Here is a 23,909-nt window from a genome sequence, read left to right as displayed (position 1 = left end):
TCCATTCGGCCTCCTGACGTCGCAATTTGCAGCGTCTGAACTAACGTGCACGAAGAGCAAAAGCGACGGAACGCATTACCAACCCGCCTCATCCGTCGGCCGGGTCATGGCCTGGTACATCCGGCTCCACGGCGCAGGAATAGTGCCGCGCAAGGTGGCATCAGCGAGGTACAGCGCCAACGGAAACACCGCCAGCGGCACCGGCCACCAAGTCGATGACAGTTCCCGCAGATGCCACGCCGCCAGCCACGACAGCGCCGCACACGGCACCACATGACGCAGGATCAACAGGCCCGCGCCCCGGCGATAAAGCTTGTCCGGCAACACCGCGCGACTGAGGGGCATATCCAGCCGCGTCAGCCACATGGCGATCCTGCGCCAGATGACATAAGCCCACACACTGCCCGCCGCCGCCAGCAACCCCGACGACACCACCCGGAGGACGTAAGCGGAAGGCCGGGTTTGCGCCAGAGGCAGGAATTTCAGCGCCATGAATCCACAGGCAAGCAACCACAAATAGAGACAGAACGGCACCGCCGTGCGTGGCAGCCACGCCCGCCAGTCATCCACCAGTTCAAGTCCCAGGCGTTGCAGCGTTGTCGGATTGCGCTGTTCGAAGCTTTCCGCCACCTGCTGACAATGCGCCCACTGGTCCGCGTCCATGCCATCGGCCAGTTGCCGTCGGTCGAGATCGCTTTGCCGCACGAACAGGAACGACAGCACCGCGTCCGGGTCTGGGCCCTGCACGTCACGCCGCACGCCGTCCACCTCGAACGCTGCCGCACGCAAGTCCATCAGGTGGCGCCAGCGCGGCCCCGAGCAGGGGATATGACCCTTGGCATCGCTCCAGTCCATGCGCGCGGCCAACTGATCGAAGAACGCGGCGGACCAATGCCCCTCATGCTCCAGGCAATCCAGCAGTTGCTCCTCGAACCATTGCCGGCGATCGAACGACAGCATCCATTCGCTGGCGAGGATCTGCGGCAATACCGACAGCAGCCGATGCTCGTGGCCCTCGGCGAACCACTGACGAATTTGCCCCATCGAGATAGCCGGCTCCGGAATGGCGCGAACGTACGCGGCATAGTCCGGTTCCTCCGGCTCAGCCCGAACCGGCGCGGGTGCGGGGGCGACTGACAACGCCCCGCCTTCATCGATTGCGGCCAGAACCGGCAGCGGCTCCGGCGCCTCGTCCTGTTCGTTCTCCTCTTCCCACTGCGCCCTCCAGCGCAACTCGGCCAACGCGGTTTCGTAGGCTTCGCGCAGTTGCTGAAAAGCTGCGGCGTCTTCGTCAGGACGATGGATCTTGAGCAACCGGGCGTAGGCGCGTTTTACCGCACGCTCGTCCGCGTCAGGGGTCAGGTCCAGCAATTGCCAATGACTCATGAACCCTCAGCCCTCCTGCTCGATCTGCGCCAGGTGCTCGGCAACGCTGCTGTAGGCCTTGCGCACCTGCTGCTCGTCCTGGGTTTCCAGCGCCTGCTGGAAGTACTGGGCCAGTTGCGCGATGTGCTCGCGGCGATGGCCGAGGTGCTCCTGATACAGGCGCTCCAGCCGCGCCAGCAGCAAGGTGTTGGTCTGCTGGTCGCGGGGGTGCACCTTCAATTGCTGCAAGTCAGCGAGGCGCCGGGCGATTTCGTCCTTGTCCAGCACGCCGGGGTTGTTCTCGATCACCAGGGTGCGCGTCTCGCCATTGATCGGCAGGTGCACCTGGGCTTCCAGCAGGCCGTTGTTGTCGTAGGTGAAACGCACGTCGAGGTCGACTTCGCCGGCCCGGCGCTTGGGCACGGGGATGTCCAGTTCGCCGAGGAAGATATTGTTCTGCACCAACCGGCCTTCACCCTGGTAGATGCGCACGCGCACATGCTCCTGACCATCGCTCAAGGTGGACACCACCCGCGAACGACTCACCGGCACCACGCTGTTGCGCTCGATGATCGGCAGGTAATGCCCGCTCTGATAACCCTGCGCCACCTGCACCGACGTCTCGATCCCGAGGGTGTAGGGGCAGACATCGGTCAGCACCACTTCTTCCAGCGAAGCATCGCGGGCCTTGAGCGCCGCCTGGATCGCCGCGCCTTGGGCCACCACTTCGTCCGGGTTCAACTGCATGGAAGGAATGCGCCCGAACAGCGACGCCACCAGCTTGCGCACCAGCGGCATGCGCGTGGTGCCGCCCACCAGCAGCACCTCGTCCAGTTCCGCCGCTTTGATCCGTGCGTCCCGCAGCGCTCGTTCGATGGGCGCGCGCAGGCGGTCGAGCAAGGGGCGAACCACCGTCGCGAGGTCGTCCTGGGTCAGGTCGAGGTGCCATTCGCGACCGTCGTCACTGAGGTTGAAGCGCGCTTCGCTGGCGTGGCCAAGGGCATGGCGGACGCGCTGCGCTTCACGGCGCAAACGCTGGGCCAGTTCAGGGCGATTGACGTCCGGCAGGTCTTTCGCGCCGATCCGCGCGACGAAGTGCGCTACCAGGCTGTCGTCGAAGTCTTCGCCGCCGAGGAAGTTGTCGCCGGCACTGGCGCGCACTTCCATCACCCCTTCGAACAGTTCCAGCACCGACACGTCGAAGGTGCCGCCGCCAAGGTCGAAGACCAGGAAAGTGCTTTCGTCGCGCTGATGCAACCCATAAGCCAGAGCGGCGGCGGTGGGTTCGTTGATGAGTTTTTCGACGGTCAGCCCCGCCAGCTCGCCGGCAATACGCGTGGCCTTGCGCTGGGCGTCACTGAAATAGGCCGGCACGCTGATCACTGCTTCGCTGACCGTCTCGCCAAGCGCCCGCTCGGCGTCCGCCTTGAGGCTGCGCAGCAGCATCGCCGACAGTTCTTCCGGGCGATAGGCGCGCTGGCCGAGACGGGTTTCGCGGCCGCTGCCCATGTGCCGCTTGAACAGTGCGGTGGTCAATTGCGGGTGGGTCTGCAGGCGCTCGCGGGCGATATCGCCCACGACCAGCTGGCCCTCGTCGTCGAGGCCGACGACGCTGGGCGTCAGGTAATTGCCAAGGGCGTTGGGCAGCAGGCGGGCGGACTCGCCGTCCCATACCGAGACCAGACTGTTGGTCGTACCCAGATCGATGCCAATGATCACGGTCACTGTTCCTTGTGTAATGCGGAAAACCGGCGCGGGCCAGCCCGAGCCGCGGGTTTGCTATTAGAGCGACGCGATGGGACCACGTAAAGTGGCCCGTGGGAGATGCGACACACCTCTTGAACGAAAATTCCCGGGCAGTCTTCAGTCGCGTGCCAAACCGAGGGCAGGATTTATTTCTGGGTCAGCGCCACCACCGAGACACCCGAGGCAACGAACGTCACCCCTGCCCCGACATTCAGGCCGTTAACCAGCCGTGGCCGCTGGCGTAGCGACTGGGTCAGCGCGGTGACGAACACCCCCATCAGCGCAAAACCCACCGCCGTCAGCGCGGCGAACCACATGCCATAGACAAACATCTGCAGCGTCACTGAACCCAGTTGCGGATTGACGAACTGCGGGATGAAGGCCAGCACGAACAGACCCGGCTTCGGGTTGAGCGCTGCGGACAGAAAACCGGTGAGGAAGATGTTGCGCAGCGGCTGCCTGGCTGCCGGCGCGAAGTTGATCAGGTTGCGCGAGCGCAGCACCTTGATGCCCAGCCAAAGCAGGTAACCGGCACCGATGATCTTGACGACCCAGAAGGCTACCGCCGACGTCTGCATCAACAGGGTCAGGCCCAATGCTGCTGTGGTGGTGTGAAAGAGAATGCCGGCCCCCGAGGCCACCCCCGAGACGATCGCCGCCAGCCGCCCCTGGCTCAGACCGCGACCGATCGCCAGCAGGTTGTCGGGACCGGGGGAAATCACCAGCAGCAGACAGGCGGCGGTGTAGGCCAGCCAGATATCCAATGGGAACACGATCGCTCTCCGTCCTTGGGGATGTGGGAAATTTCGCTAGATGCGGTCCGCAACCCTACCCCATCTGCGGGCGCCAACGCGATGCTGTCGGCTTTTCGCCGGAGCCAATGACGGTGACCCGCAAACTAAGTCGCTGTTTTAAAACCCCTTTCGTTTTAAAAGGGGCTTCACAGACGTAACAAAAGTTGATAAATTGCCGCCCATCCTGCAACGGACCACAGGGTTCTTCGCGAAATCGTCTTCGCAAGCAGCAGGATTCTGCATCTGGATGTACTTTCATCCGTCGCAACAGGGGCGTCGCCAAGCGGTAAGGCAGCAGGTTTTGATCCTGCCATGCGTTGGTTCGAATCCAGCCGCCCCTGCCATTTTCTTCTTCTGCTTCACCCTCCCTTCTGAATGATCCTGATGCCTCGGCAGACAGCGTTCGACTGTTCGTATTTTTCTACACCTCCAAATAGCGAAAGCTGCCCTTTATCGCCAAAATCATCAGGTCTGGCGTAGTCCCCATTCCCTTGTTCAGCGCCAAGTGTTAAATATATCGCCCACTTTAGGCCGCCCTGTTGCGTAAAGCCGCACAACGGGGTATCGAACGAGATAACAATTTGAAAAGCCTGATGTCCCTGCGTGAGGGAAGCACTTTCCCTGTTACCTGTCAGTCACCGGAGCAAGCTGCATGATCGAGGTCACCGAAGTTTCCATTGCCCAACTGCGTGCCGCGCTCGAATCCGGGCAAACCACCGCGGTTGAACTGGTCAAGGCCTACCTTGCCCGGATCGATGCCTACGACGGCGCCGACACGCCCACCGCACTCAACGCGGTGGTGGTGCGCAACCCCGAAATCCTCAAGGAAGCCGAAGCCTCCGACGCCCGCCGCGCCCGGGGTGAAACCCTCGGCCCACTGGACGGCATTCCCTACACCGCCAAGGACAGCTACCTGGTCAAGGGCCTGACCGCCGCGTCCGGCAGCCCGGCCTTCGCCGAGCTGGTGGCCTATCGCGACGCCTTCACCATCGAGCGCCTGCGGGCTGCCGGGGCGATTTGCCTGGGCAAGACCAACATGCCGCCCATGGCCAACGGCGGCATGCAGCGCGGCGTTTATGGCCGCGCCGAAAGCCCGTACAACGCCGGTTACCTCACCGCGCCGTTCGCCTCCGGTTCGTCCAACGGTGCCGGTACTGCCACCGCTGCAAGCTACTCGGCCTTCGGCCTGGCGGAAGAAACCTGGTCCAGCGGTCGCGGCCCGGCCTCGAACAACGGCCTGTGTGCCTACACCCCGTCGCGTGGGGTGATTTCGGTTCGCGGCAACTGGCCGCTGACGCCGACCATGGACGTGGTGGTGCCCTACGCACGGACCATGGCCGACCTGCTCGAAGTGCTCGACGTAGTGGTCGCCGAAGACAAGGACACCCGTGGCGACCTGTGGCGCCTGCAAACCTGGGTGCCGATCCCGAGCGTTGCCTCGGTGCGCCCGGCCTCCTACCAGGAACTGGCGGTGGGCGCCGGTGCCCTGGCCGGCAAACGCCTGGGCGTGCCGCGCATGTACATCAATGCCGATGAACTGGCCGGCACCTCGGAAACACCAGGCATTGGCGGCCCGACCGGCCAGCGCATCAACACCCGCGACTCGGTCATCGACCTGTGGACGCAGGCGCGCCAGGCCCTGGAAGCGGCCGGTGCCGAAGTGATCGAAGTGGACTTCCCGCTGGTGTCCAACTGCGAAGGCGACCGTCCGGGCGCACCGACCGTGTTCAACCGCGGCATCGTCTCGCCGGAGTTCCTGCACCATGAACTGTGGGACCTGACCGCCTGGGCCTTCGACGATTTCCTCCAGGCCAACGGCGATCCGAAGCTCAATCGGCTGGTGGATGTCGACGGGCCGAAGATCTTCCCGCACGACCCCGGCACCCTGCCCAACCGCGAAGGCGACCTCGCCGCCGGCATGGACGAGTACGTGAAGATGGCCGAGCGCGGCATCACCCCGTGGAATGAAATCAGCACCGTACCCGACGGTCTGCGTGGCCTGGAGAAGACCCGCAAGATCGACCTGGAAGACTGGATGGACGAACTGAAGCTGGACGCGGTGCTGTTCCCGACCGTGGCCGACGTTGGCCCGGCGGATGCCGATGTGAACCCTGAGTCGGCGGATATCGCCTGGAGCAACGGTGTCTGGGTCGCCAACGGCAACCTCGCGATTCGCCACCTCGGCGTGCCGACCGTCACCGTGCCGATGGGCGTGATGGCCGATATCGGCATGCCGGTGGGGCTGACTTTCGCCGGTCGCGCCTATGACGACTCGAACCTGTTGCGCCTCGGCGCGGCGTTCGAAGCCACCGGCAACCGGCGGATGATTCCGCCGCGTACGCCGGCGCTGTAACAGCGCAGGCAACCGCGACGGTTCGGGGGCGCCGGACCGTCGCGGTCGCTGCAACGATTAACGTCCTTGAGCGCCTGCCCCATCCGCACGCCGCGCGGCATCGACGCCGGCACTGGTCAGCTTGATCGGAAAGGTCACCGACGGTTCATGGTCCTGCACGGTCACCGGGTTGCCGTGGATCAGATTGCGTTCCTGCAGGTGTTTGAGCGTCCCGGCCACGGCCTTTTCGCCGCGGTAGTTGTCGAGAATTTCCTTGCCCAGTCCTTCCGGGTGCGCGTGTAACAAACGGGTCAGGACTTCACGCTCCAGTTCATCATTGCTCATGAATACCTCTCTGCCCTGCGGGCTCGATTGGGGATGGTCGACATTTTTGTGACCACCCCGGACGGGCAGAGATTCATTCGAAAATCAGCCCGCGGCTGAAACCCTTAGAGCTTCCAGCAGTTCGCGTACCGGGTGGTCTCAGCCCTGCCCCGTCGAACTGGGACATTTCCCACCCGGCTCAATAGCCGTAACAAGTCATTGCAAACCCCGCTACAACAAGGTGAGAATTGCAACCAATTCTCATTAGTGATGTTTTCTCATGCCCGCCGACGATATCGCCCTGCGTTCCGCCGTCCATGACCTCTATGCCACCCATTGCGGCTGGTTGCGTGGCTGGTTGCGCAAGCGTCTGGACAACAGCAGCGATGCCGCCGACCTGGCCCAGGACACCTTCGTGCGGGTAATCAAGGCGCGTCAGGCCCTGGACATCCGCGAGCCGCGGCAGTATCTGAGCACCGTGGCCAAGGGCCTGGTGATCGACCTGTTCCGCCGCCGGGCACTGGAGCACAGTTACCTGGAAGCCCTCGCCGCCCTGCCCGAGCGTGAGCATCCGTCCCAGGAAGAACAGGCCATCGTCCTGGAGACCCTGGTGGAGATCGACCGCATGCTCGATGCCCTCGGCGACACGGTGAAGCAGACCTTCATCCTGTCCCAGCTCGAGGGCCTGAGTTATCCGAAGATCGCCGAGCGCCTGGGTATTTCCCTGCGCACAGTGAACAACCACATGGCCAAGGCCGTCGAGCATTGCTGCCTGATGCAGATGGGCCTGCTGTGAGCGACGCGCGCCCCGTCCTCGACCCGGCCGAACGCGATGCCCTGCGCAGCGCCGCGCAGTGGTACGCGCGGCTGTCGTCGGGCTGCGAGTGCGAAGCCGAGCGCCAGCAATGGCAGCTCTGGCACAACGCCGACCCGCTGCATCGCCAGGCGTGGCAGCAAGTCGAACAGGTGCGGCGGATGGTCGAGGGCGTACCGGGCAAGGTCGCCGCGTCTGCCCTGCGCAACGCCGGGCAGACACGCCGGCGGGTCATGCGCCAGTTGCTGGTGTTGGCCGGTGTCGGCGCGCTGGGCTGGCGGACCTGGGACAGCGACTGGCGCATCGCGATGACCGCCAGCTACCACACCGGCGTCGGCGAACAACGCCGCCTGACGCTGGCCGACGGCAGTTCGCTGCTGCTCGACAGCCATTCGGCGCTGGATGTGGCGTTCGACAACGACCGCCGCCTGCTGCGCCTGCTCAGCGGCCGGCTGCTGGTGGAAACCGCGGCGGACTCACTCGGTCGCCCCTTCCTGGTGGAGACCGCGCAAGGCCAGGTCCGCGCCCTCGGCACACGTTTTACGGTGCAAAGCGACGACGCCTGGTGCGAGGTCGCGGTGCTGGAAAAAGCCGTGGAGGTGCGCCCGGCGCTGAGCCCACAAGTGCTGCGTCTGGAGGCCGGCCAGCAGGTGCGTTTCGACCGCGCCAGCCTCGGCGCGGCGAGCATCAGCGACGCTGCGGTCGCCTCTTGGCGCAACGGCAGCCTGATCGCCATCGAGCGGCCGTTGGCCGATCTGCTCGCCGAGCTGTCGCGCTATCGCCATGGCTGGCTGCGTTGCGATCCGGCTATCGCCCGGCTGAAGATTTCCGGCGCCTTCCCGCTGGACGACACCAACCGCGCATTGGCGGCGCTGGAAAGCGGCTTCGGCCTGCGGGTGGTGCGGCGCACCGATTACTGGGTCACGGTGCTGCCCGCCGACGCCTGAGCGTCCCACGCGGAAAATAATTTTCAGGGGCGTTGCACGATTTGCTTTTCCCGCTCGGCCAATCCCTCGACAAGTGCCGTTTGCACGGCCTCATTTGGGGGAGGAACACCATGAAGTACCCGCACGCACGCTTGCTGAAACCCGTGGCCGTGGCCATCCGTCTCGGGCTTTGCGCCATTGCTGTCGGCAGCCTGCCAGGCGTCGTCAGCGCCGCCGAAGTCAGCGCCGAGCAGCATTACCGGATTGCCGCCGGCAGCCTGACGTCGGTGCTCGCCGCTTTCGGTTCGGCGTCCGGCACCGCCATCTCGTTCGATGCCGCCTTGACCGCAGGCCGCCAGTCCGCCGGCCTCGACGGCCGCTACAGCGTCGCCCAGGGCTTCGCCATTCTGCTGCAGGGCAGCGGCCTGCAAGCGCTGCCGCAAAGCAACGGCAGCTACGCATTGCGGCCACTGCCCAAAGCGGACGGCTCGCTGGAACTGGGCGCCACCACCATCAACAGCGCAGCCCTCGGCGCGACCTCCGAGGGCACCGGCGCCTACACCGTCGGCCAGAGCGCCTCGGCTACGCGCATGGACCTGTCGCTGCGCAAGACGCCGCAATCGGTCAGCGTGGTGACCCGCCAGCAGATGGACGACCAGGGCCTGGTCAACCTCGCCTCGGTGCTGCAACAGACCCCCGGCGTCACCGTCAACCGCGAGAACTCCGAGGGCTACACCTACTATTCCCGCGGCTTCGAAATCCAGGCCTTCCAGTACGACGGCATTCCCAGCCTGAGCACCGACGGCGGCAACGTGCGCGACAACTACAGCATCGGCAACTCGCTGATCTACGACCGCGTCGAAGTGCTCAAGGGGGCTACCGGCCTGGTCAACGGCATCGGTTATCCGTCCGGGGTCATCAACCTGGTGCGCAAACGCCCGACCCGTGAATTCCAGGGCCATGTCGGCGCCGGCGCCGGTTCCTGGGACCGCTACAGCACCGAGCTGGATGTCTCCGGCCCGCTGGTGGACAGCGGCGCCCTGCGTGGGCGGCTGGTCGCCGGCAGCGAGCAGCACGACAGCTTCATCGACTACCAGAAAGGCGAGCAGCAGGTGTTCTATGGCATCCTCGAAGCCGACCTGAACGACGCGACCACCCTCAGCGCCGGCTTCGATTACCAGAAGAACAGCAACGACGCGACCAGCAACGCCCACCTGCCGGTGTTCTACAGCGATGGCCGGCGGGTGGATCTGTCGCGCTCAAGCAACCCGGCGGACAAGTGGGCCTACCGCAACCAGGACACTTCGCGCGGCTTCGTCGGCATCGAGCACCGCCTGGACAACGACTGGATGCTCAAGGCCACCGCCACCTACCGCCAGTACAAATCGCGGGAAATCCTCGCCGGACTGTCGGCCGCGCATATCGACCCGGCCACAAACACCATCGACCACGGTTTCTATTACGGCGGCGCCTCGAAGTTCGATACCGACACCGAGGAAAAGTCCTTCGACGTGTACGCCAAGGGGCCGTTCCAGCTCTTCGGCCGCGACCATGAACTGGTGGTCGGCTACAACTATTCGAAGACCGATGCCGAATCGCGCCGTACCGATGGCACCACCGACGAGAGCGTCAACCCGTTCACCTGGAACAACAACGCCACCTACCCGACCGACTGGGCGTGGTGGTCGACGCAGAAAATCGATGCCACGCAGAAGGTCAGCTACGCGGCCGTAGTGCTCAAGCCCACTGATGCCTTCAACGTGATCCTCGGTGCCCGGGTCAACGACTATGACTGGACCCTGAGCAGCCTCAACGCGCTCGGCAGGACCCGCAGTTACCCGACCAGCAACCGCGGCGAGGTCATCCCCTACGCCGGCATCACCTACGACCTGAACGAGCAGTACACCGTCTACGCCAGCTACACCGACATCTTCAAACCGCAGCCGTACAACAAGGATGCCCGCGACAATCCGATCGACCCGCTGACCGGTGAAAGCTATGAAGTGGGGATCAAGGGCGAGTACTTCGAAGGCCGCCTCAACGCCAGCCTGGCGCTGTTCCAGCTCAAGCAGGACAACCTCGCCGAAAGCACTGGCCGGACCAACAGCGCGGGCAATGCCGAGATGCGTCCGGTATCGGGGGCGACGACCAATGGTGTGGAACTGGAGATTGCCGGCGAGCTGCTGCCGGGCTGGAACATCAATGCCGGCTACGTCTACCAGGCGTCCTATGACGCCGACCATGTGCGCGTTGCCACCACCCAGCCGCAGCACCTGCTCAAGGCTGCCACCAGCTACCGCCTGCCGGGGGTGCTGAACAAGGCCACCGTCGGCGGCAATGTGCAATGGCAGAGCGCGAGCTTCTTTATCGACGACAGCTTCGACGAGCAGGTCGGGCCGCAGAAGCTCAATCGTGGCAGCTACGCGGTGGTTGGCCTGCTGGCCAGTTACGATTTCACTGACGAGCTCAAGGGCACGGTGAACCTCAACAACCTGTTCGACCGGGTGTATTACAGCGGTATCGGCAACTACAACACCGCCTATTACGGTGACCCGCGCAACGTGATGTTCAACGTGAAATACAGCTTCTGATGCAAGGCGTGGGGGCCGCCGACGCGGCCCCTCCTGCCCCGCGCGTCACACTCGCCCGCTGTTGTTCTCCCGCGCCGCCTTGATCATTTCATCCAGTTGCCCGATCAGCTCATCGGCGTCGATCTCGACAAAATCCTCTTCCGCCACCGCCAGAATCCGTTGGGCGAATTCGTCGCTGTATTCCTGCACACCGTCGTCCGTGCCCAGGTCATAGCCGATCATGAAACACGCGGCCTCCAGCGCCCGCAGCGGTGTGACCGGCCCGGTCACTCGATTGAAACGGCTGTCCGCCGCTGCCGGATGCGCCAGCACCGCACTGAGCAGCCAGCTTGCCCGCAGGTTCCACAACGCATGGTGATGCCCGGCGCGCAGGCGCTTGAACTGCAAGTGCGAATTGCCCGGATTGCGCTGCTTCGGCGCGGCGCTGTTGACCCCCTCCTTGGCCGCCGCCCAGGGGAAGCACAACTCGGCCGGGACCCAGGCCAGGTGCTTGGCCTTGCAGTACTTGACCACCAGCCAGCCCAGCGCCGCCGCCACGCGGCTGTCGTAGATCAGGAAGTCTTCACAGAGCAGCGAGTAGACCTTGGTCATCCCGGAGTTGAAACGCAGGCCCTTGTCGCGCAGTACCGGCGCTTGCGGATCGCCGGCGTCGAGCGCCGCCTTGACCGTGTGCAGGGTCTGCGCCAGGCCCCGCTCGTTGGTCTTGAGCCAGTCGGCATTGCGGGCACTGACGCCGCCCCAGGCCATCACGTCCAGCGAGGCCAGCAGGCTGCGTGCATCATCGCCGCTGGCCGCCAGCAGGTCACGGCGCAGGGCATCGAGGGCGATGGCGTTGCTGCGTGGGCAATCGCCGGCGTCGTAGCCCAGGCGCTCGTTGCCGGGATGGTTCCAGCGGTAGCCTTCGAAGGCGTCGAACAGGTCGCTGCACTGCCAGATGGATGCCTTGCGGCGATCGACGTATTGGTGGCGGAACAGCGAAACCGATTCAAGCTCGGTGGCCAACCAGTCGATAAAACCGGCAACGTGAGTAGCAGCGAGGTAGGACTGACGCTTCATGTAATGCTCCTGTGGGCTGGCGCAGGCACTATCGCCTGTCAGCCCGGGTATGAAAACAGCCAGCCTTCCCACTTTTTGTCCAGGTCCGCCCGATTCGATGAAAAATTTTGAAATTCGCCGCGAGCGGCTTCTCCAGGCGCTGGGCCGCCAACAGCAAGCGCAACCCGCCTCGACCCTGCTCAAACTGATGCACGGCGCTGACAGCGAATGGTCCGGCTCGCTGAAGACCATCAATCGCGACCTCGAATGGCTCGAAGGAAAAGGAGTGGTGCAGCCTGAGGAACAGGGCAACGGCCTGCCGATCCTGTGGCGGATCAGCAAATACCAGCATGAGCTCAAATTGCTACCGATCGAGGCCATGACCCTGTCGGCGATCTTCGATCATGCCGAACGCTTCGGGCTCAAGACCCACACCGAACAACTGACCGAGCTGCGCAACTTCGCCATCCACGTGATGAACCATCAGACCCCGCGCGGGATTGATCTGGGCCGGCGCATCACCTCTGGCACCCGCTTCATGGTGCTGCGGCCCGGGCGCTATGACGCCGCGTTGCTGACCCGTCTGCAACAGGCGATTTTCCGCGACGAGCCACTGGCCGTGACCTACCGCCCGCGGGATGCGGACGACGCGCTGTGCATGTATCAACTCAAACCGCTGGCCCTCTCCCACCAGGATTCCAACACCTACTTGTCGGCGCTGGTGGCGGAAGAGCAGTGGCTTGATGGTTATCAGCCAGACCCGCAAAAACCCCGCGGCAAATACGGCAGCAACGGGCCGGGCGAGTTGTGTGCGTTGATGCTGCACCGCATCGTCGCGATCGACACGGGTCGGGTGAACATCGCCGATCCCGAGGGCTACGACGTGCATTCGCTGGAGGCCCAGCGGCACTTGATGACCTTGCATGGCGACGGCGAAATCCGTCTGGAACTGCGCCTGGGCGCCAACCTGTACAACCGGTTGTGGGAGAACCCGCTGACCGATGATCAGGTGTTGCAACCCGATGGTGCCGAGCATTGGAAACTGACCTGCAACATTCTCGACAGCCAGGGCTTGCGCCTGTTCTTGTTGAGCAATGCGGCGGATATCGAGGTGCTGGGGCCGGTGGGGTTGCGCGAGCATGTGCGGGGGATGCTGCGCAAAGCGTTGGCGCGGTATTCGCGGTGAGTCAATTCGCGAGCAAGCTCGCTCCTACAGAAACTGCGGACCTGTAGGAGCGAGCTCGCTCGCGATGAGGCCACGCCAGGCAACCGGGCTGTATCTGCCGGCCTCATCGCCGAAGATCTTCGCTGATCTCAAAATCGAAGCATGGCACCGAACCTGTGCGAGCTGGCTTGCAGGCGATGAGGCCACTTCAACTGAAACGCTTCAAGGCCCGGTTCAGAGGCCTTTCCGAGTGATAGCAAAATGCAACTTTCACTCGCCTCAGGTGCTTGGCGCCGGTATCTTGTCGCCGAACCGGAAACCGGTCTTACCAATACGAGGATACGAAGTGAGCTTTATCATCTTTCTGCTGACGGTCGCTGCCGGCTACGCGGCGTTCAAGCGCAAATCGGCGCTGGCCTTCGCCGGCGCGGGTGCTTTGGCGGCCTTCTGGTTCATCTATGAGTCCGAAATCGATCTGATGTACAACATCGAAATCGTCACCTCCTACCGCTGGCCTTGGCTGGCCATTGGCGCCGCGATCGGCTACGTCGGTTTTTCGATCTGGCAGCGGGGCAAATCCGGGCGCACCGTGTTCGGCGACAGCGCCAATGCCCTGGACGACATGCAACTGCTGGTCGGCCGCGTGCTGGACACCAGGACCAACCACACCGTGTTCAGCAACACCCACGTCCAGCAGAACGCCTTCGGCAACCTGGAGAGCCACACCAGCCATGACGTGCAGGTCAGCCACAACACCTGGCTGTACGACATCAACCGTGACACCGACGTGACCTACTCCGGCAACGGCAACCTGCAGGCGCGCCCGGGCCACATCTTCGGCACCATGAGCTGGAAAGGCCGCAGCTTCCTCGACATCAACTACTCCACCAGCAAGAAATTCGTCGATACCGGCACCAAATACCATCCCGTGGCCTCGCTGGTCTGGGGCGGCATCCTGGTGGTCTTCGGCTGGGCGATGTTCCCGCTGTTCGCGCTGATGTCGCCGATGGTCTGGGCGGGCTGGATCAACTGGAACGGCAATGGCGGCATCTACACCAAGAACGTGGTCCCGGGCTCGCACAAGATCGAAGCCCTGCTGACCTACGGCGGCGGCCTGATCTACCTGGCGGCCTTCGCCTACATGCTGACGCAACGCCGCAGTGACGACGTCGTCACTGCACTGGTGGTCGGCTACGCCGCACTCACCGCCCTGCACTACTTCGTGGTGAAGAAGATTGCACAGTCTCAGGAAGAGCTGATTGCGCGTGGTGAGGCCGAGCTGGACAAGCTCTACGCCAGCGGCATGGCGCGCCAGAATGCGCGGGCGGCGGCAGAGGCACAGGCTGCTCAGGCGGCGGTCGTAGCGTCCTGATTGCGCTTTTTGTGTGATACAAAACGGCATCCTTCGGGATGCCGTTTTTCTTACTTCAAAAAATCTGGGCTAAGGACGACCAAAGATGAGCGAATCCCCCTTTCTCAAATACAAGGACGCCCTCGTCCATGACCATCGGGCGTCCGCTAGGTGTTTACGCGCGATCGTACTGTCTATGCAGGAGTGTTCCGGCTATACCGTCAACGCGGATGATCTGGCGCAGCTCAGCCCGGAACATTTCGAGGCGGCGCAGGCCCTGTTGAAGGTTTACAAGGAAGGCTTGAGTACAGACCGGGAGGCCATGAGTGTGCTCCGAGAAGTAGCAAAGAACTGGCCAGACTACCGAAACGTCCCTTATGGCCTGTACCCGTTCCCCGACCCGGAGACGGTGTTCGTGGATGATCAGGCCGACCTCATCGAGCACTTGCAGCCGTTTTTCGGCATTGATCTGAGTGTGGTGAACCCAGAGTGGTCGGGCTATCTGACGATGTTGGGGCCGCTGGAGCCCACCGAGCATGAGTACGTTGGCCAGGCGACCGAAGATACCCCGTGGCATAACCGGTTGTTGCACACTAACTGGATTGGTTTCAAGGTCGAAGACGGACGCTACCGACTGATGGGTGATCCGCGTTATTTCTTCCTGCATGCAGGTAACGAGCACCTTGCTGATCCATATGTCGAAGCGCGGGAAAGTTTGCAGGCTCATTATTCTGACCAGAAAGCGGCTTTTGAGGCGGCCCGAGAGAAGTATCGCGAATCAGGGTTGCTGTTTTGCCCGTCGGAGCTGGCGAGGAAGGTGCCCCTGCACCGGGTTGAGCAGATGACGTTCGTCGAGCAGATTGGCGGTGTGGCGGACTTCATGAAGTTCCCGGTGTCCAGCCTGACGCTGGGTTATGCGGAATGTGAGAAGAGTGGAATCACGGCGGGGTATCCGTGTAGCCCTGCGGGTAATCCGTTCCATCATGTGGCCAGCGTGCCTGCGTATCACTATCAGAGTTGGGGGGCGGATTTGGTGATGATGTTTTATGAGCCGGTGGAGGGGTTGGTGTTGTTTGGGTTTTGTTGGTCGAGTCGTGAGAGTAAAGAGGGCCTGGGGTGAGGTTTCATTAAGTTCGCGAATGCTCGTGAGTTGCGGCATTCGCAGAGGCTTGCAGCACACCCGCGCTACCAGGTCCATTTCACACCGACCTCGGCATCTTGGTTGAATATGGTTGAGCGCTTTTTCTCGACGTTGAGTGAGAAGTGGATCAAGCGCCAGGCGCACACCAGCGTGAAAGATCTGGAAGAGTGCAATCACCACAACCCAGCACCACAATGCATCACCTGCTCCCACCCACGCCTCATAAACGAGCACCCTTGCCCATCTCAACGCCCTCGTCACCACCCGGCAAACACCCTATTGCAGGGTTTTACAAAACCCGGCACACCTCTTGCTCTCACCTCTACCGTGCAGGAGTCACCGGCCCACCCCGGCCAAAACAGCACCACAATTCGAGAAATGGACAGCTAGGGTTCCGGCTCGCTACAACGAGTGTCTGGTCCGAGAGCTGTCGACCTCCAGCGAGGTTACACGGCGGGATAAAAGCCCGGGAGAAGAGAGCGCCAACGCGCCGCTCGACTCCTGCCCGCCCGATAACCGAACCGGAGGTTTCTCATGCGTACACCCCGTCTGCTCTCCCTGTTGGCCGCGAGCCTCGCCGCCGTGCTGCTGTCCCCGGGCGCTTTCGCCAAGGACCGTTTCAACATCTGCTGGACCATCTACGCCGGCTGGATGCCGTGGGAATACGGCGCCAGCGAAGGCATCGTGAAGAAGTGGGCGGACAAGTACGGGATCGAGATCGAGGTCACCCAGCTCAACGATTACGTCGAGTCGATCAACCAGTACACCGCCGGCCAGTTCGACGGCTGCACCATGACCAATATGGACGCGCTGACCATCCCCGCCGCCGGTGGAGTGGACAGCACCGCGCTGATCGTCGGCGACTTCTCCAACGGCAACGACGGCGTGGTGCTCAAGGGCAAGGGCAAGACCCTCGCCGATCTGCGCGGCCAGTCGGTCAATCTGGTGGAGCTGTCGGTCTCGCATTACCTGCTGGCCCGCGGGCTGGAACAGGCCGGTCTGAGCGAGCGCGATGTGAAGGTGGTGAACACCTCCGACGCCGACCTCGCCGCCGCCTTCAACACCCGCGAGGTGACGGCGGTGACCACCTGGAACCCGATTCTCTCCACCGTCGCCGCCACCCCGGACACCTCGCTGGTGTTCGATTCGAGCAAGATCCCCGGCGAGATCATGGACCTGCTGGTGGTCAACAGCGACACCCTCAAGGCCCACCCCGAACTGGGCAAAGCGCTGGCCGGTGCCTGGTATGAAATCGTCGCGCTGATGCACGACAACGGCCCCCGCGGCCAGGCGGCCCTGGAACATATGGCCAAGGCTTCCGGCACCGATCTGCCCGGCTACCAGGCGCAGTTGAACGCCACCCGCCTGTTCGCGACGCCGAAGGAAGCGGTGGCCTTCGCCACCAGCGCGGCGCTGCCGGAGACGATGGACCGGGTCGCGCGCTTCAGCTTCGACCACGGTCTGCTCGGCGAGGGCGCGCAAAGCGCGGATGCGGTGGGCATGAGTTTCGCCAATGACGTGGTGCGCGGCGATGCCGGCAATCTGCGCCTGCGCTTCGACCCGCGCTACATGCAAATGGCCGCCGACGGCAGCCTCTGAGTCACTGACCGGGATACTCGCCATGCGTCTGATCAACCGTCAGCCCGACCGGGCCGGGCGCCTGCTTCTGGTGCTGCTGCCCTTCGCTCTGCTGCTGTTCGCCTACTTCACCGGGTCGGCGGCGCGGCTCAGCGAAAACCCCAACGACAAACTGCTGCCCGGCGCCGCGCAAATGGTCGACGCCGTGCAACGCATGGCCTTTACCGAGGACAAGCGCACCGGCGACTACCTGCTGTGGAAGGACACCGCCGCCAGCCTCACCCGCCTCGGTCTGGGCATCGGCATCGCTGCCCTGCTCGGCCTGACCCTGGGCATGCTCGCCGGTACCCTGCCGCTGTTCGGCACGCCGTTGTCGCCGCTGCTCACGGTGCTGTCGATGGTGCCGCCGCTGGCGATCCTGCCGGTGCTGTTCATCGTCTTCGGCCTTGGCGAGCTGTCCAAGGTGGTGCTGATCGTGATCGGCATCGCCCCGGCCATCGCCCGTGACCTGGAGCAACGCGCCCGGGAAATCCCTCGCGAGCTGCTGATCAAGGCGCAGACCCTCGGCGCCAATACCTGGACCCTGCTGCTGCGGGTGGTGCTGCCGCAACTGCTGCCGCGTCTGCTGGTGTCGCTGCGACTGAGCCTGGGCGCGGCGTGGCTGTTCCTGATCGCCGCCGAAGCCATCGCCGCCACCGACGGTCTCGGTTACCGGATCTTCCTGGTCCGCCGCTACCTGGCAATGGACGTGATCCTGCCTTACGTGGTGTGGATCACCGTGCTGGCCTGGCTGATGGACCTGGGTCTGCGCCTGCTGTCGCGCCGCGCCTTCCCCTGGTACGAAGGAGCCCGGCCATGAGCGCCTTTCTCGAAGTGAAAAACCTCTGGCAGGTGTACGGCGATCAGGTGGTGCTGGAAAACCTTTCGCTGAGCGTCGAGGAAGGTGAGTTCTGCACCCTGGTCGGCACCTCCGGCTGCGGCAAGTCGACTTTTCTGCGCCTGCTGCTCGGCCAGGAGCGCCAGAGCCGCGGCAGCATCCTGCTCGACGGCCTGCCACTGGTGGCCGAGCCCGACGCCAGCCGCGGCGTGGTGTTTCAGCGCTACTCGGTGTTCCCGCACCTGAACGTGCTCGACAACGTCGCCCTCGGCCTGGAACTGCCGAGCGCGCCGTTGCTCGGTCGCCTGCTGGGCCGGCACAAGCGCGAAGCCCGCGAACAGGCGGCCGCGTTGCTGGAAAAGGTCGGCCTCGGCCACGCGCTGGACAAGTACCCGGCGCAGCTTTCCGGCGGCATGCAGCAACGCCTGGCGATCGCCCAGGCGCTGGTGATGAAGCCGCGTGTTCTGCTGCTCGACGAACCCTTCGGCGCCCTCGATCCGGGTATCCGCAAGGACATGCACGCGCTGCTGCTGGAGCTGTGGGGGGAAACCCGGCTGACCGTGTTCATGGTCACCCATGACCTCAGCGAAGGCTTCAGCCTCGGCACCCGCCTGCTGGTGTTCGACAAGATTCGCCGCGAGGTCCAGGCGCCCAACGCCTACGGCGCGCGGATCACCTACGACATCCCGCTCAACAGCGATCGCCGCGCCGCCCGCAGCGCCCTCGACGCGCTGCCGCCGCGCATCGCCAGCCAATTGCACGCCACACAAGGAGCCTGACCATGACTGCCTCACTGCAACTGCGCCCCACCCTGTACGAGGAAACCGTTCCCGGTGGCGGCCACACCTCGTTCGTGCTCAAGCGCGGGCAACTGCTGCGCATCACTGACCTCGAAGGCGGCGCCAACGCCAGCCTGCTGTTGCTCAACGCCGCTGAAAAAAGCGAGCGGCTGAACCTGCCGGACACCCTCAAGTGCCAACACACCGCCCGCCTCACCAGCGGCCACTGCCTGTATTCGGACATGGGCCGGGTGCTGGCGGCGATCACCGCCGACACCTGCGGCTGGCACGACAGCCTCGGCGGCGTGCTCAACGCTGACGAGGTGCGGGAGAAATACAGCGACGGCCGCTATCAGGAACTGCGCAACGACTTCCACCGCAACGGCGTCGACAACCTGCTGGTGGAAATGGGCAAGTGGGACCTCGGCCTGGCCGACCTGCTGATGAACATCAACCTGTTCAGCCGGGTGGACGTGGACGCCGACGGTTTCCTGCATTTCGTGCCGGGCAACTCCAAGGCCGGCGACTACATCGAGCTGTACGCGCCGATGGACACCCTGGTGGTGCTCACCGCCCTGCAACACCCCATGGACCCGTCGCCGAGCTACGCGCCCAAGCCGCTGCACCTGAGCTGGCATCAGGTCCAGGGCGACAGCGTCAGCCTGCTCTGCCGCACCTCGCGCGCGGAAAACACCCGCGGCTTCCACAACACCGAACGCCTGTACGTCTGAGGGCCCGCCATGAACGCGACAACCGAAATCCGTAGCGCCGAGACCGCCGTCTACCAGGCCACCATCGCCGCCGGCGAGCCCTTCATCTGCGAGGTCAAGGCCGGCCAGACCCTGCGCCTGCTCGACCTCGAAGGCAACCAGGCCGTCGACACGCTGTTCTTCAATGCGCGCAACCCGCGCGAGCGCTACGACCCGCAACGCACCCTGCGCAAACAGGGCCGGGTGTACCTCGGCGAAGGCAGCGTGCTGTATTCCAATCTCGGCCAGCCGATGCTGACCATCACCCGCGACCTGTGCGGCCGCCACGACACCCTCGGCGGCGCCTGCGCCCAAGAAAGCAACACCGTGCGCTATGCCCTGAGCACCCGCTACATGCACAGTTGCCGCGACAACTTCCTGCGTGCCAGCCTGCACGACGGCCGCCTCGGCAAGCGCGACATCAGCGCCAACATCAACTTCTTCATGAACGTGCCGGTCACCGCCGAGGGCGGCCTGACCTTCGAGGACGGCCTGTCCGGTCCGGGCAAGTACGTGGAGCTGCTGGCGCACATCGACACCCTGGTGCTGATCTCCAACTGCCCGCAACTGAACAACCCGTGCAATGGCTGGAACCCGACCCCCGCGCAGGTGCTGATATGGAACTGAGACGTTTGCGTCGCTGGCTGTTCTCCCTCTGCCAGAGCCGTTCCGGGCAATGCCTGTCGAGCCCTTCGAAGCAACGCTGAGCGCGTTCAGCCACGGACGACCGTGGTGCAGATGATTACCGGCGGGACGACCCGCCCTTCCCGTTAGGACAGCCTCATGTTCGAGAAGCTGCTGATCGCCAACCGTGGCGCCATCGCCTGCCGTATCCTGCGCACCCTGCGCCAACTCGATGTGCGCGGCGTCGCCGTGTACGCCGAAGCCGACGCCGCCAGCCAGCACCTGCAACAGGCCGACCAGGCCATCAGCCTGGGCGAAGGGCCCGCCGCCAGCACCTACCTGGTGGTCGACAAGATCCTCGCCGCCGCCCGTGACAGCGGCGCCCAGGCCATCCATCCCGGCTACGGCTTCCTCTCGGAAAACGCCGCCTTCGCCGAAGCCTGCGAAGCCGCCGGCATCGCCTTCGTCGGCCCGACGCCGGAGCACCTGCGCACCTTCGGCCTCAAGCACACCGCCCGCGCCCTGGCCAAGGCCCACGGCGTGCCGCTGCTGGAAGGCAGCGACCTGCTCGACGACCTCGCCGCCGCCCATAGCGCCGCGGCCGAGGTCGGCTACCCGGTCATGCTCAAGAGCACCGCCGGCGGTGGCGGCATCGGCATGCGCGTGTGCCGCTCGGCGGCCGAGCTGGAAGACGCCTTCGACGCGGTCAAGCGCCTGGGGCAGAACAACTTCAGCGACGCCGGAGTGTTCGTCGAGAAATACATCGAACGCGCCCGGCACCTTGAGGTGCAAGTGTTCGGCGACGGCCAGGGCGAGGTGATCGCCCTCGGCGTACGCGACTGCTCGGTGCAGCGGCGCAACCAGAAAGTCATCGAAGAAACCCCGGCGCCGAACCTGCCAGCGGGCATGGCCGAGCAACTCTGCGACGCCGCCATCGCCCTCGCCAAGGCGGTGAGCTACCGCAGCGCCGGCACCGTCGAATTCGTCTACGACAGCCAGGCCGAGCGCTTCTACTTCCTGGAAGTGAACACCCGCCTGCAGGTGGAACACGGCGTCACCGAACAGGTGTGGGGCGTGGACCTGGTGCGCTGGATGATCGAACTGGCCGCCGGCTGCCTGCCGCCGCTGGCGCAACTGATCGCCGACCTGAAACCGAGCGGCCATGCGATCCAGGCACGGCTGTACGCCGAAGACCCGGGCCGCAACTTCCAGCCCTGCCCCGGCCTGCTCACTGAAGTGGCTTTCCCCGAGGCCGATGGCCGCGCCTTGCGTATCGACACCTGGGTCGAGGCCGGCTGCGAAATCCCGCCCTACTTCGACCCGATGATCGCCAAGCTGATCGCCTGGGCGCCAAGCCGCGAACTGGCCAGCGCCGCCCTCGGCAAGGCGCTGGGCGAGACCCGCCTATACGGCGTGGAAAGCAACCGCGAGTACCTGCGGCAAATCCTCGGCTTCACCCCGTTCGCCAGCGGCGAGCCCTGGACCCGCTGCCTGGAACAACTGCACTACCAGGCCGACACCTTTGAAGTGCTGGCGGGCGGCACCCTCACCAGCGTCCAGGATTTCCCCGGCCGCCTCGGTTACTGGGCAGTCGGCGTGCCGCCGTCCGGGCCGATGGACAGCCGCGCCCTGCGCCACGGCAACCGCCTGCTGGGCAACCCGGAAGGCATGGCCGGCCTGGAAATCACCATGAGCGGCCCGAGCCTGCGCTTCAATTGCGACGCCGTGGTGGTGGTGACCGGTGCGGCGCTGCCGGTCAGCCTCGACGGCATCGAGCAGCCGATGGACACGGCCTTGCTGATCCCTGCCGGCTCGGTCCTGAGCCTCGGCGCGATCACGGGCGTTGGCGCACGCAGCTACCTGTGCCTGCGCGGCGGCCTGGAACTGCCGGACTACCTCGGCAGCAAAAGCACCTTCACCCTCGGCCAGTTCGGCGGCCACGCCGGGCGTGCGCTGCGCGCCGGCGACGTGCTGCACCTCAATCCGCTGACCGACCGCAGCGCCGGCCAAAGCCTGGCCGACAGCGAACGCACCCGCCTCGCCGCCGTGCGCACCCTGCGGGTGATCTACGGTCCCCACGGCGCCCCGGAATACTTCAGCGCCGAGTACATCCAGACCTTCTTCGCCAGCGATTGGGAAGTGCATTTCAACTCCAGCCGCACCGGCGTGCGCCTGATCGGCCCCAAACCGCAGTGGACCCGCGACAGCGGCGGCGAAGCCGGCCTGCACCCGTCCAACATCCACGACAACCCCTACGCCATCGGCGCGGTGGACTTCACCGGCGACATGCCGGTGATTCTCGGCCCGGACGGCCCGAGCCTGGGCGGCTTCGTCTGCCCGGTGACGATCATCCAGGACGACCTCTGGCAACTGGGGCAGTTGAAAGCCGGCGACAGGCTGCGCTTCGTCCCGGTGAGCATCGAACAGGCCCACGCGGGCAACGCGCCGCTCGACGCCACGCACCTTATCGACCCGGTCGTGCTGGACCGCGGCGAAACCGACAAACGCCTGGTCGCCCGGCTCAGCGGCGACACCCACCTGCTGCTGGAAATCGGCGCGGCGGAGCTGGACCTGGTCCTGCGTTTCCGTGGTCACGCGCTGATGCAGGTACTGGAAGCCCGGGCACTGGCGGGAGTGATCGACCTGACGCCGGGCATCCGTTCGCTGCAGGTTCACTACCAACCGCAGGTGTTGCCGCTGCGTGACCTGCTGGGCATCGTCAGCGACGTCTGGGACGAGGTCTGCGAACAAAAAGACTTGCGCGTGCCGTCGCGGGTGGTCCATCTGCCGCTGTCCTGGGACGACCCGGCCTGCCAGTTGGCGATCGAGAAATACATGACCACCGTGCGCAAGGACGCGCCCTGGTGCCCGAGCAACCTGGAGTTCATCCGCCGCATCAACGACCTGCCGAACCTGGACGAAGTGCAGCGCACCGTGTTCGACGCCAGCTATCTGGTGATGGGCCTGGGCGACGTCTACCTTGGCGCACCGGTGGCCACGCCGCTGGACCCGCGGCACCGCCTGGTGACCACCAAATACAACCCGGCGCGCACCTGGACCGCGGAAAACTCGGTGGGCATCGGCGGCGCCTACCTGTGCGTGTACGGCATGGAAGGCCCGGGCGGCTACCAGTTCGTCGGCCGCACCTTGCAGATGTGGAACCGCTACCGTGAGGTCGCCGCGTTCGGTGGCAAGCCGTGGCTGCTGCGCTTCTTCGACCGCATCCGTTTCTACCCGGTGACGGCGGACGAACTGCTGCGGATTCGCCGTGATTTCCCGCTCGGGCGCTACCCGTTGCAGATCGAAGAGAGCGAACTGTGCCTCGCCGATTACCAGGAGTTCCTCGCCCGCGAAGCGGCGGGAATCGACGCCTTCCGTACGCAGCAACAGGCGGCGTTCAACGCCGAGCGCGAGCGCTGGATCGCCTCCGGCCAGGCCCATTTCGAAAGCGACGAAGCGGCAGCCCCTGCGGCTGAAGAAGCAGCGCTCGAAGCCGGCCAGCAAGGCGTGGACAGCCCGATCGCCGGCAACCTGTGGCAAGTGCAGGTCAGCGCTGGCGACCGGGTCAAGGCCGGCGATGTGCTGGTGGTGCTGGAGTCGATGAAGATGGAAATCCCGGTACTGGCGCCGTGCGATGGCCGGGTGGCCGAAGTGCGCGTGGAGCCCGGCTCGCCGGTGCGGGCGGGACAGCGGGTGGTGGTGTTGGCGGATCGCTGAG

Annotated in this window: 18 protein-coding genes, 1 tRNA gene, 1 pseudogene and 1 riboswitch; of the genes and pseudogenes, 15 read left to right on the top strand and 5 right to left on the bottom strand. The window is 64.7% G+C overall.

Going from position 1 to position 23,909, the window contains the following annotated elements; translation table 11 throughout:
* Nucleotides 1-75: 75 nt before the first annotated feature.
* The 3 genes from NTD82_RS20800 to NTD82_RS20790 form a co-directional block, all read right to left on the bottom strand.
* On the bottom strand, nucleotides 76-1,386 hold the full coding sequence (locus NTD82_RS20800; protein WP_262130027.1) for a J domain-containing protein: 1,311 nt from the start codon (nucleotides 1,384-1,386) through the stop codon (nucleotides 76-78).
* Nucleotides 1,387-1,392: 6 nt separating this feature from the next.
* Nucleotides 1,393-3,084, bottom strand: a complete 1,692-nt coding sequence (locus NTD82_RS20795; protein ID WP_262130026.1) for a molecular chaperone HscC — start codon at nucleotides 3,082-3,084, stop codon at nucleotides 1,393-1,395.
* A 173-nt stretch (nucleotides 3,085-3,257) separates the two neighbouring features.
* Nucleotides 3,258-3,884 (bottom strand): LysE family translocator, encoded by a 627-nt coding sequence (locus NTD82_RS20790; protein ID WP_262130025.1) that lies wholly within the window; start codon nucleotides 3,882-3,884, stop codon nucleotides 3,258-3,260.
* A 290-nt stretch (nucleotides 3,885-4,174) separates the two neighbouring features.
* Between NTD82_RS20790 and NTD82_RS20785 the strand changes: the two genes are divergently transcribed.
* Together NTD82_RS20785 and NTD82_RS20780 are read left to right on the top strand one after the other, a co-directional pair.
* Nucleotides 4,175-4,249, top strand: a tRNA-Gln gene (locus NTD82_RS20785).
* 308 nt (nucleotides 4,250-4,557) lie between these two features.
* On the top strand, nucleotides 4,558-6,258 hold the full coding sequence (locus tag NTD82_RS20780; protein ID WP_262130024.1) for an amidase: 1,701 nt from the start codon (nucleotides 4,558-4,560) through the stop codon (nucleotides 6,256-6,258).
* A gap of 57 nt (nucleotides 6,259-6,315) precedes the next feature.
* Here NTD82_RS20780 and NTD82_RS20775 read toward each other — a convergent pair whose 3' ends face one another.
* Nucleotides 6,316-6,582, bottom strand: coding sequence for a hypothetical protein (locus tag NTD82_RS20775; protein WP_095158760.1), 267 nt, complete (start codon nucleotides 6,580-6,582; stop codon nucleotides 6,316-6,318).
* Between the two features lie 259 nt (nucleotides 6,583-6,841).
* Here NTD82_RS20775 and NTD82_RS20770 point away from each other — a divergent pair, with 259 nt between their 5' ends.
* From NTD82_RS20770 to NTD82_RS20760, 3 genes are all read left to right on the top strand, one after another.
* A complete protein-coding gene (locus NTD82_RS20770) occupies nucleotides 6,842-7,357 on the top strand; it encodes a sigma-70 family RNA polymerase sigma factor (protein WP_262130023.1) in 516 nt (171 codons plus the stop codon).
* Nucleotides 7,354-8,322 carry a FecR domain-containing protein gene (locus NTD82_RS20765; RefSeq protein WP_262130022.1) on the top strand — a complete coding sequence of 323 codons (969 nt, stop codon included), beginning with the start codon at nucleotides 7,354-7,356 and terminating at the stop codon, nucleotides 8,320-8,322. The genes NTD82_RS20770 and NTD82_RS20765 overlap by 4 nt, the downstream gene beginning before the upstream one ends.
* A 110-nt stretch (nucleotides 8,323-8,432) precedes the next feature.
* Complete coding sequence (locus NTD82_RS20760; protein ID WP_262130021.1) at nucleotides 8,433-10,892, top strand: TonB-dependent siderophore receptor; 2,460 nt, start codon at nucleotides 8,433-8,435, stop codon at nucleotides 10,890-10,892.
* A 45-nt stretch (nucleotides 10,893-10,937) separates the two neighbouring features.
* Here the strand turns inward: NTD82_RS20760 and NTD82_RS20755 are convergent, their stop codons facing one another.
* The gene (locus NTD82_RS20755; protein ID WP_262130020.1) at nucleotides 10,938-11,948 is read right to left on the bottom strand and encodes a hypothetical protein; all 1,011 of its coding nucleotides are present in this window, start codon (nucleotides 11,946-11,948) and stop codon (nucleotides 10,938-10,940) included.
* Between the two features lie 97 nt (nucleotides 11,949-12,045).
* On the opposite strand from NTD82_RS20755, the gene NTD82_RS20750 reads away from it, so the two are divergent.
* The 10 genes and pseudogenes from NTD82_RS20750 (at nucleotide 12,046) to uca (ending at nucleotide 23,908) form a co-directional block, all read left to right on the top strand.
* Nucleotides 12,046-13,113, top strand: coding sequence for a helix-turn-helix transcriptional regulator (locus NTD82_RS20750; RefSeq protein WP_262130019.1), 1,068 nt, complete (start codon nucleotides 12,046-12,048; stop codon nucleotides 13,111-13,113).
* Between the two features lie 325 nt (nucleotides 13,114-13,438).
* Nucleotides 13,439-14,464, top strand: a complete 1,026-nt coding sequence (locus tag NTD82_RS20745) for a hypothetical protein (protein WP_095158755.1) — start codon at nucleotides 13,439-13,441, stop codon at nucleotides 14,462-14,464.
* 85 nt (nucleotides 14,465-14,549) lie between these two features.
* Entirely contained in the window at nucleotides 14,550-15,563 is a 1,014-nt protein-coding gene (locus NTD82_RS20740; RefSeq protein ID WP_262130018.1) for a hypothetical protein, read from the top strand.
* A 48-nt stretch (nucleotides 15,564-15,611) separates the two neighbouring features.
* A pseudogene (locus NTD82_RS20735) lies at nucleotides 15,612-15,776 on the top strand (transposase); the annotation flags it as partial.
* Between the two features lie 183 nt (nucleotides 15,777-15,959).
* Nucleotides 15,960-16,059, top strand: a riboswitch (guanidine-I (ykkC/yxkD leader).
* A gap of 59 nt (nucleotides 16,060-16,118) precedes the next feature.
* Nucleotides 16,119-17,183, top strand: a complete 1,065-nt coding sequence (locus tag NTD82_RS20730) for a putative urea ABC transporter substrate-binding protein (RefSeq protein WP_262130017.1) — start codon at nucleotides 16,119-16,121, stop codon at nucleotides 17,181-17,183.
* Nucleotides 17,184-17,205: 22 nt separating this feature from the next.
* Entirely contained in the window at nucleotides 17,206-18,021 is an 816-nt protein-coding gene (locus NTD82_RS20725; protein WP_095158753.1) for an ABC transporter permease, read from the top strand.
* A complete protein-coding gene (locus NTD82_RS20720; protein ID WP_262130016.1) occupies nucleotides 18,018-18,818 on the top strand; it encodes an ABC transporter ATP-binding protein in 801 nt (266 codons plus the stop codon). The genes NTD82_RS20725 and NTD82_RS20720 overlap by 4 nt, the downstream gene beginning before the upstream one ends.
* Nucleotides 18,819-18,820: 2 nt before the next feature.
* Entirely contained in the window at nucleotides 18,821-19,549 is a 729-nt protein-coding gene (locus NTD82_RS20715) for an urea amidolyase associated protein UAAP1 (protein WP_262130015.1), read from the top strand.
* Between the two features lie 9 nt (nucleotides 19,550-19,558).
* Entirely contained in the window at nucleotides 19,559-20,194 is a 636-nt protein-coding gene (locus NTD82_RS20710; protein WP_095158750.1) for an urea amidolyase associated protein UAAP2, read from the top strand.
* Between the two features lie 156 nt (nucleotides 20,195-20,350).
* A complete protein-coding gene (gene uca / locus NTD82_RS20705) occupies nucleotides 20,351-23,908 on the top strand; it encodes an urea carboxylase (RefSeq protein ID WP_262130014.1) in 3,558 nt (1,185 codons plus the stop codon).
* The last annotated feature ends 1 nt before the right edge of the window (nucleotide 23,909 follow it).

The organism is Pseudomonas sp. 5P_5.1_Bac1, assembly GCF_025466015.1.
Lineage (GTDB): Bacteria > Pseudomonadota > Gammaproteobacteria > Pseudomonadales > Pseudomonadaceae > Aquipseudomonas.
This window is presented reverse-complemented; position numbering and strand designations above follow the sequence as displayed.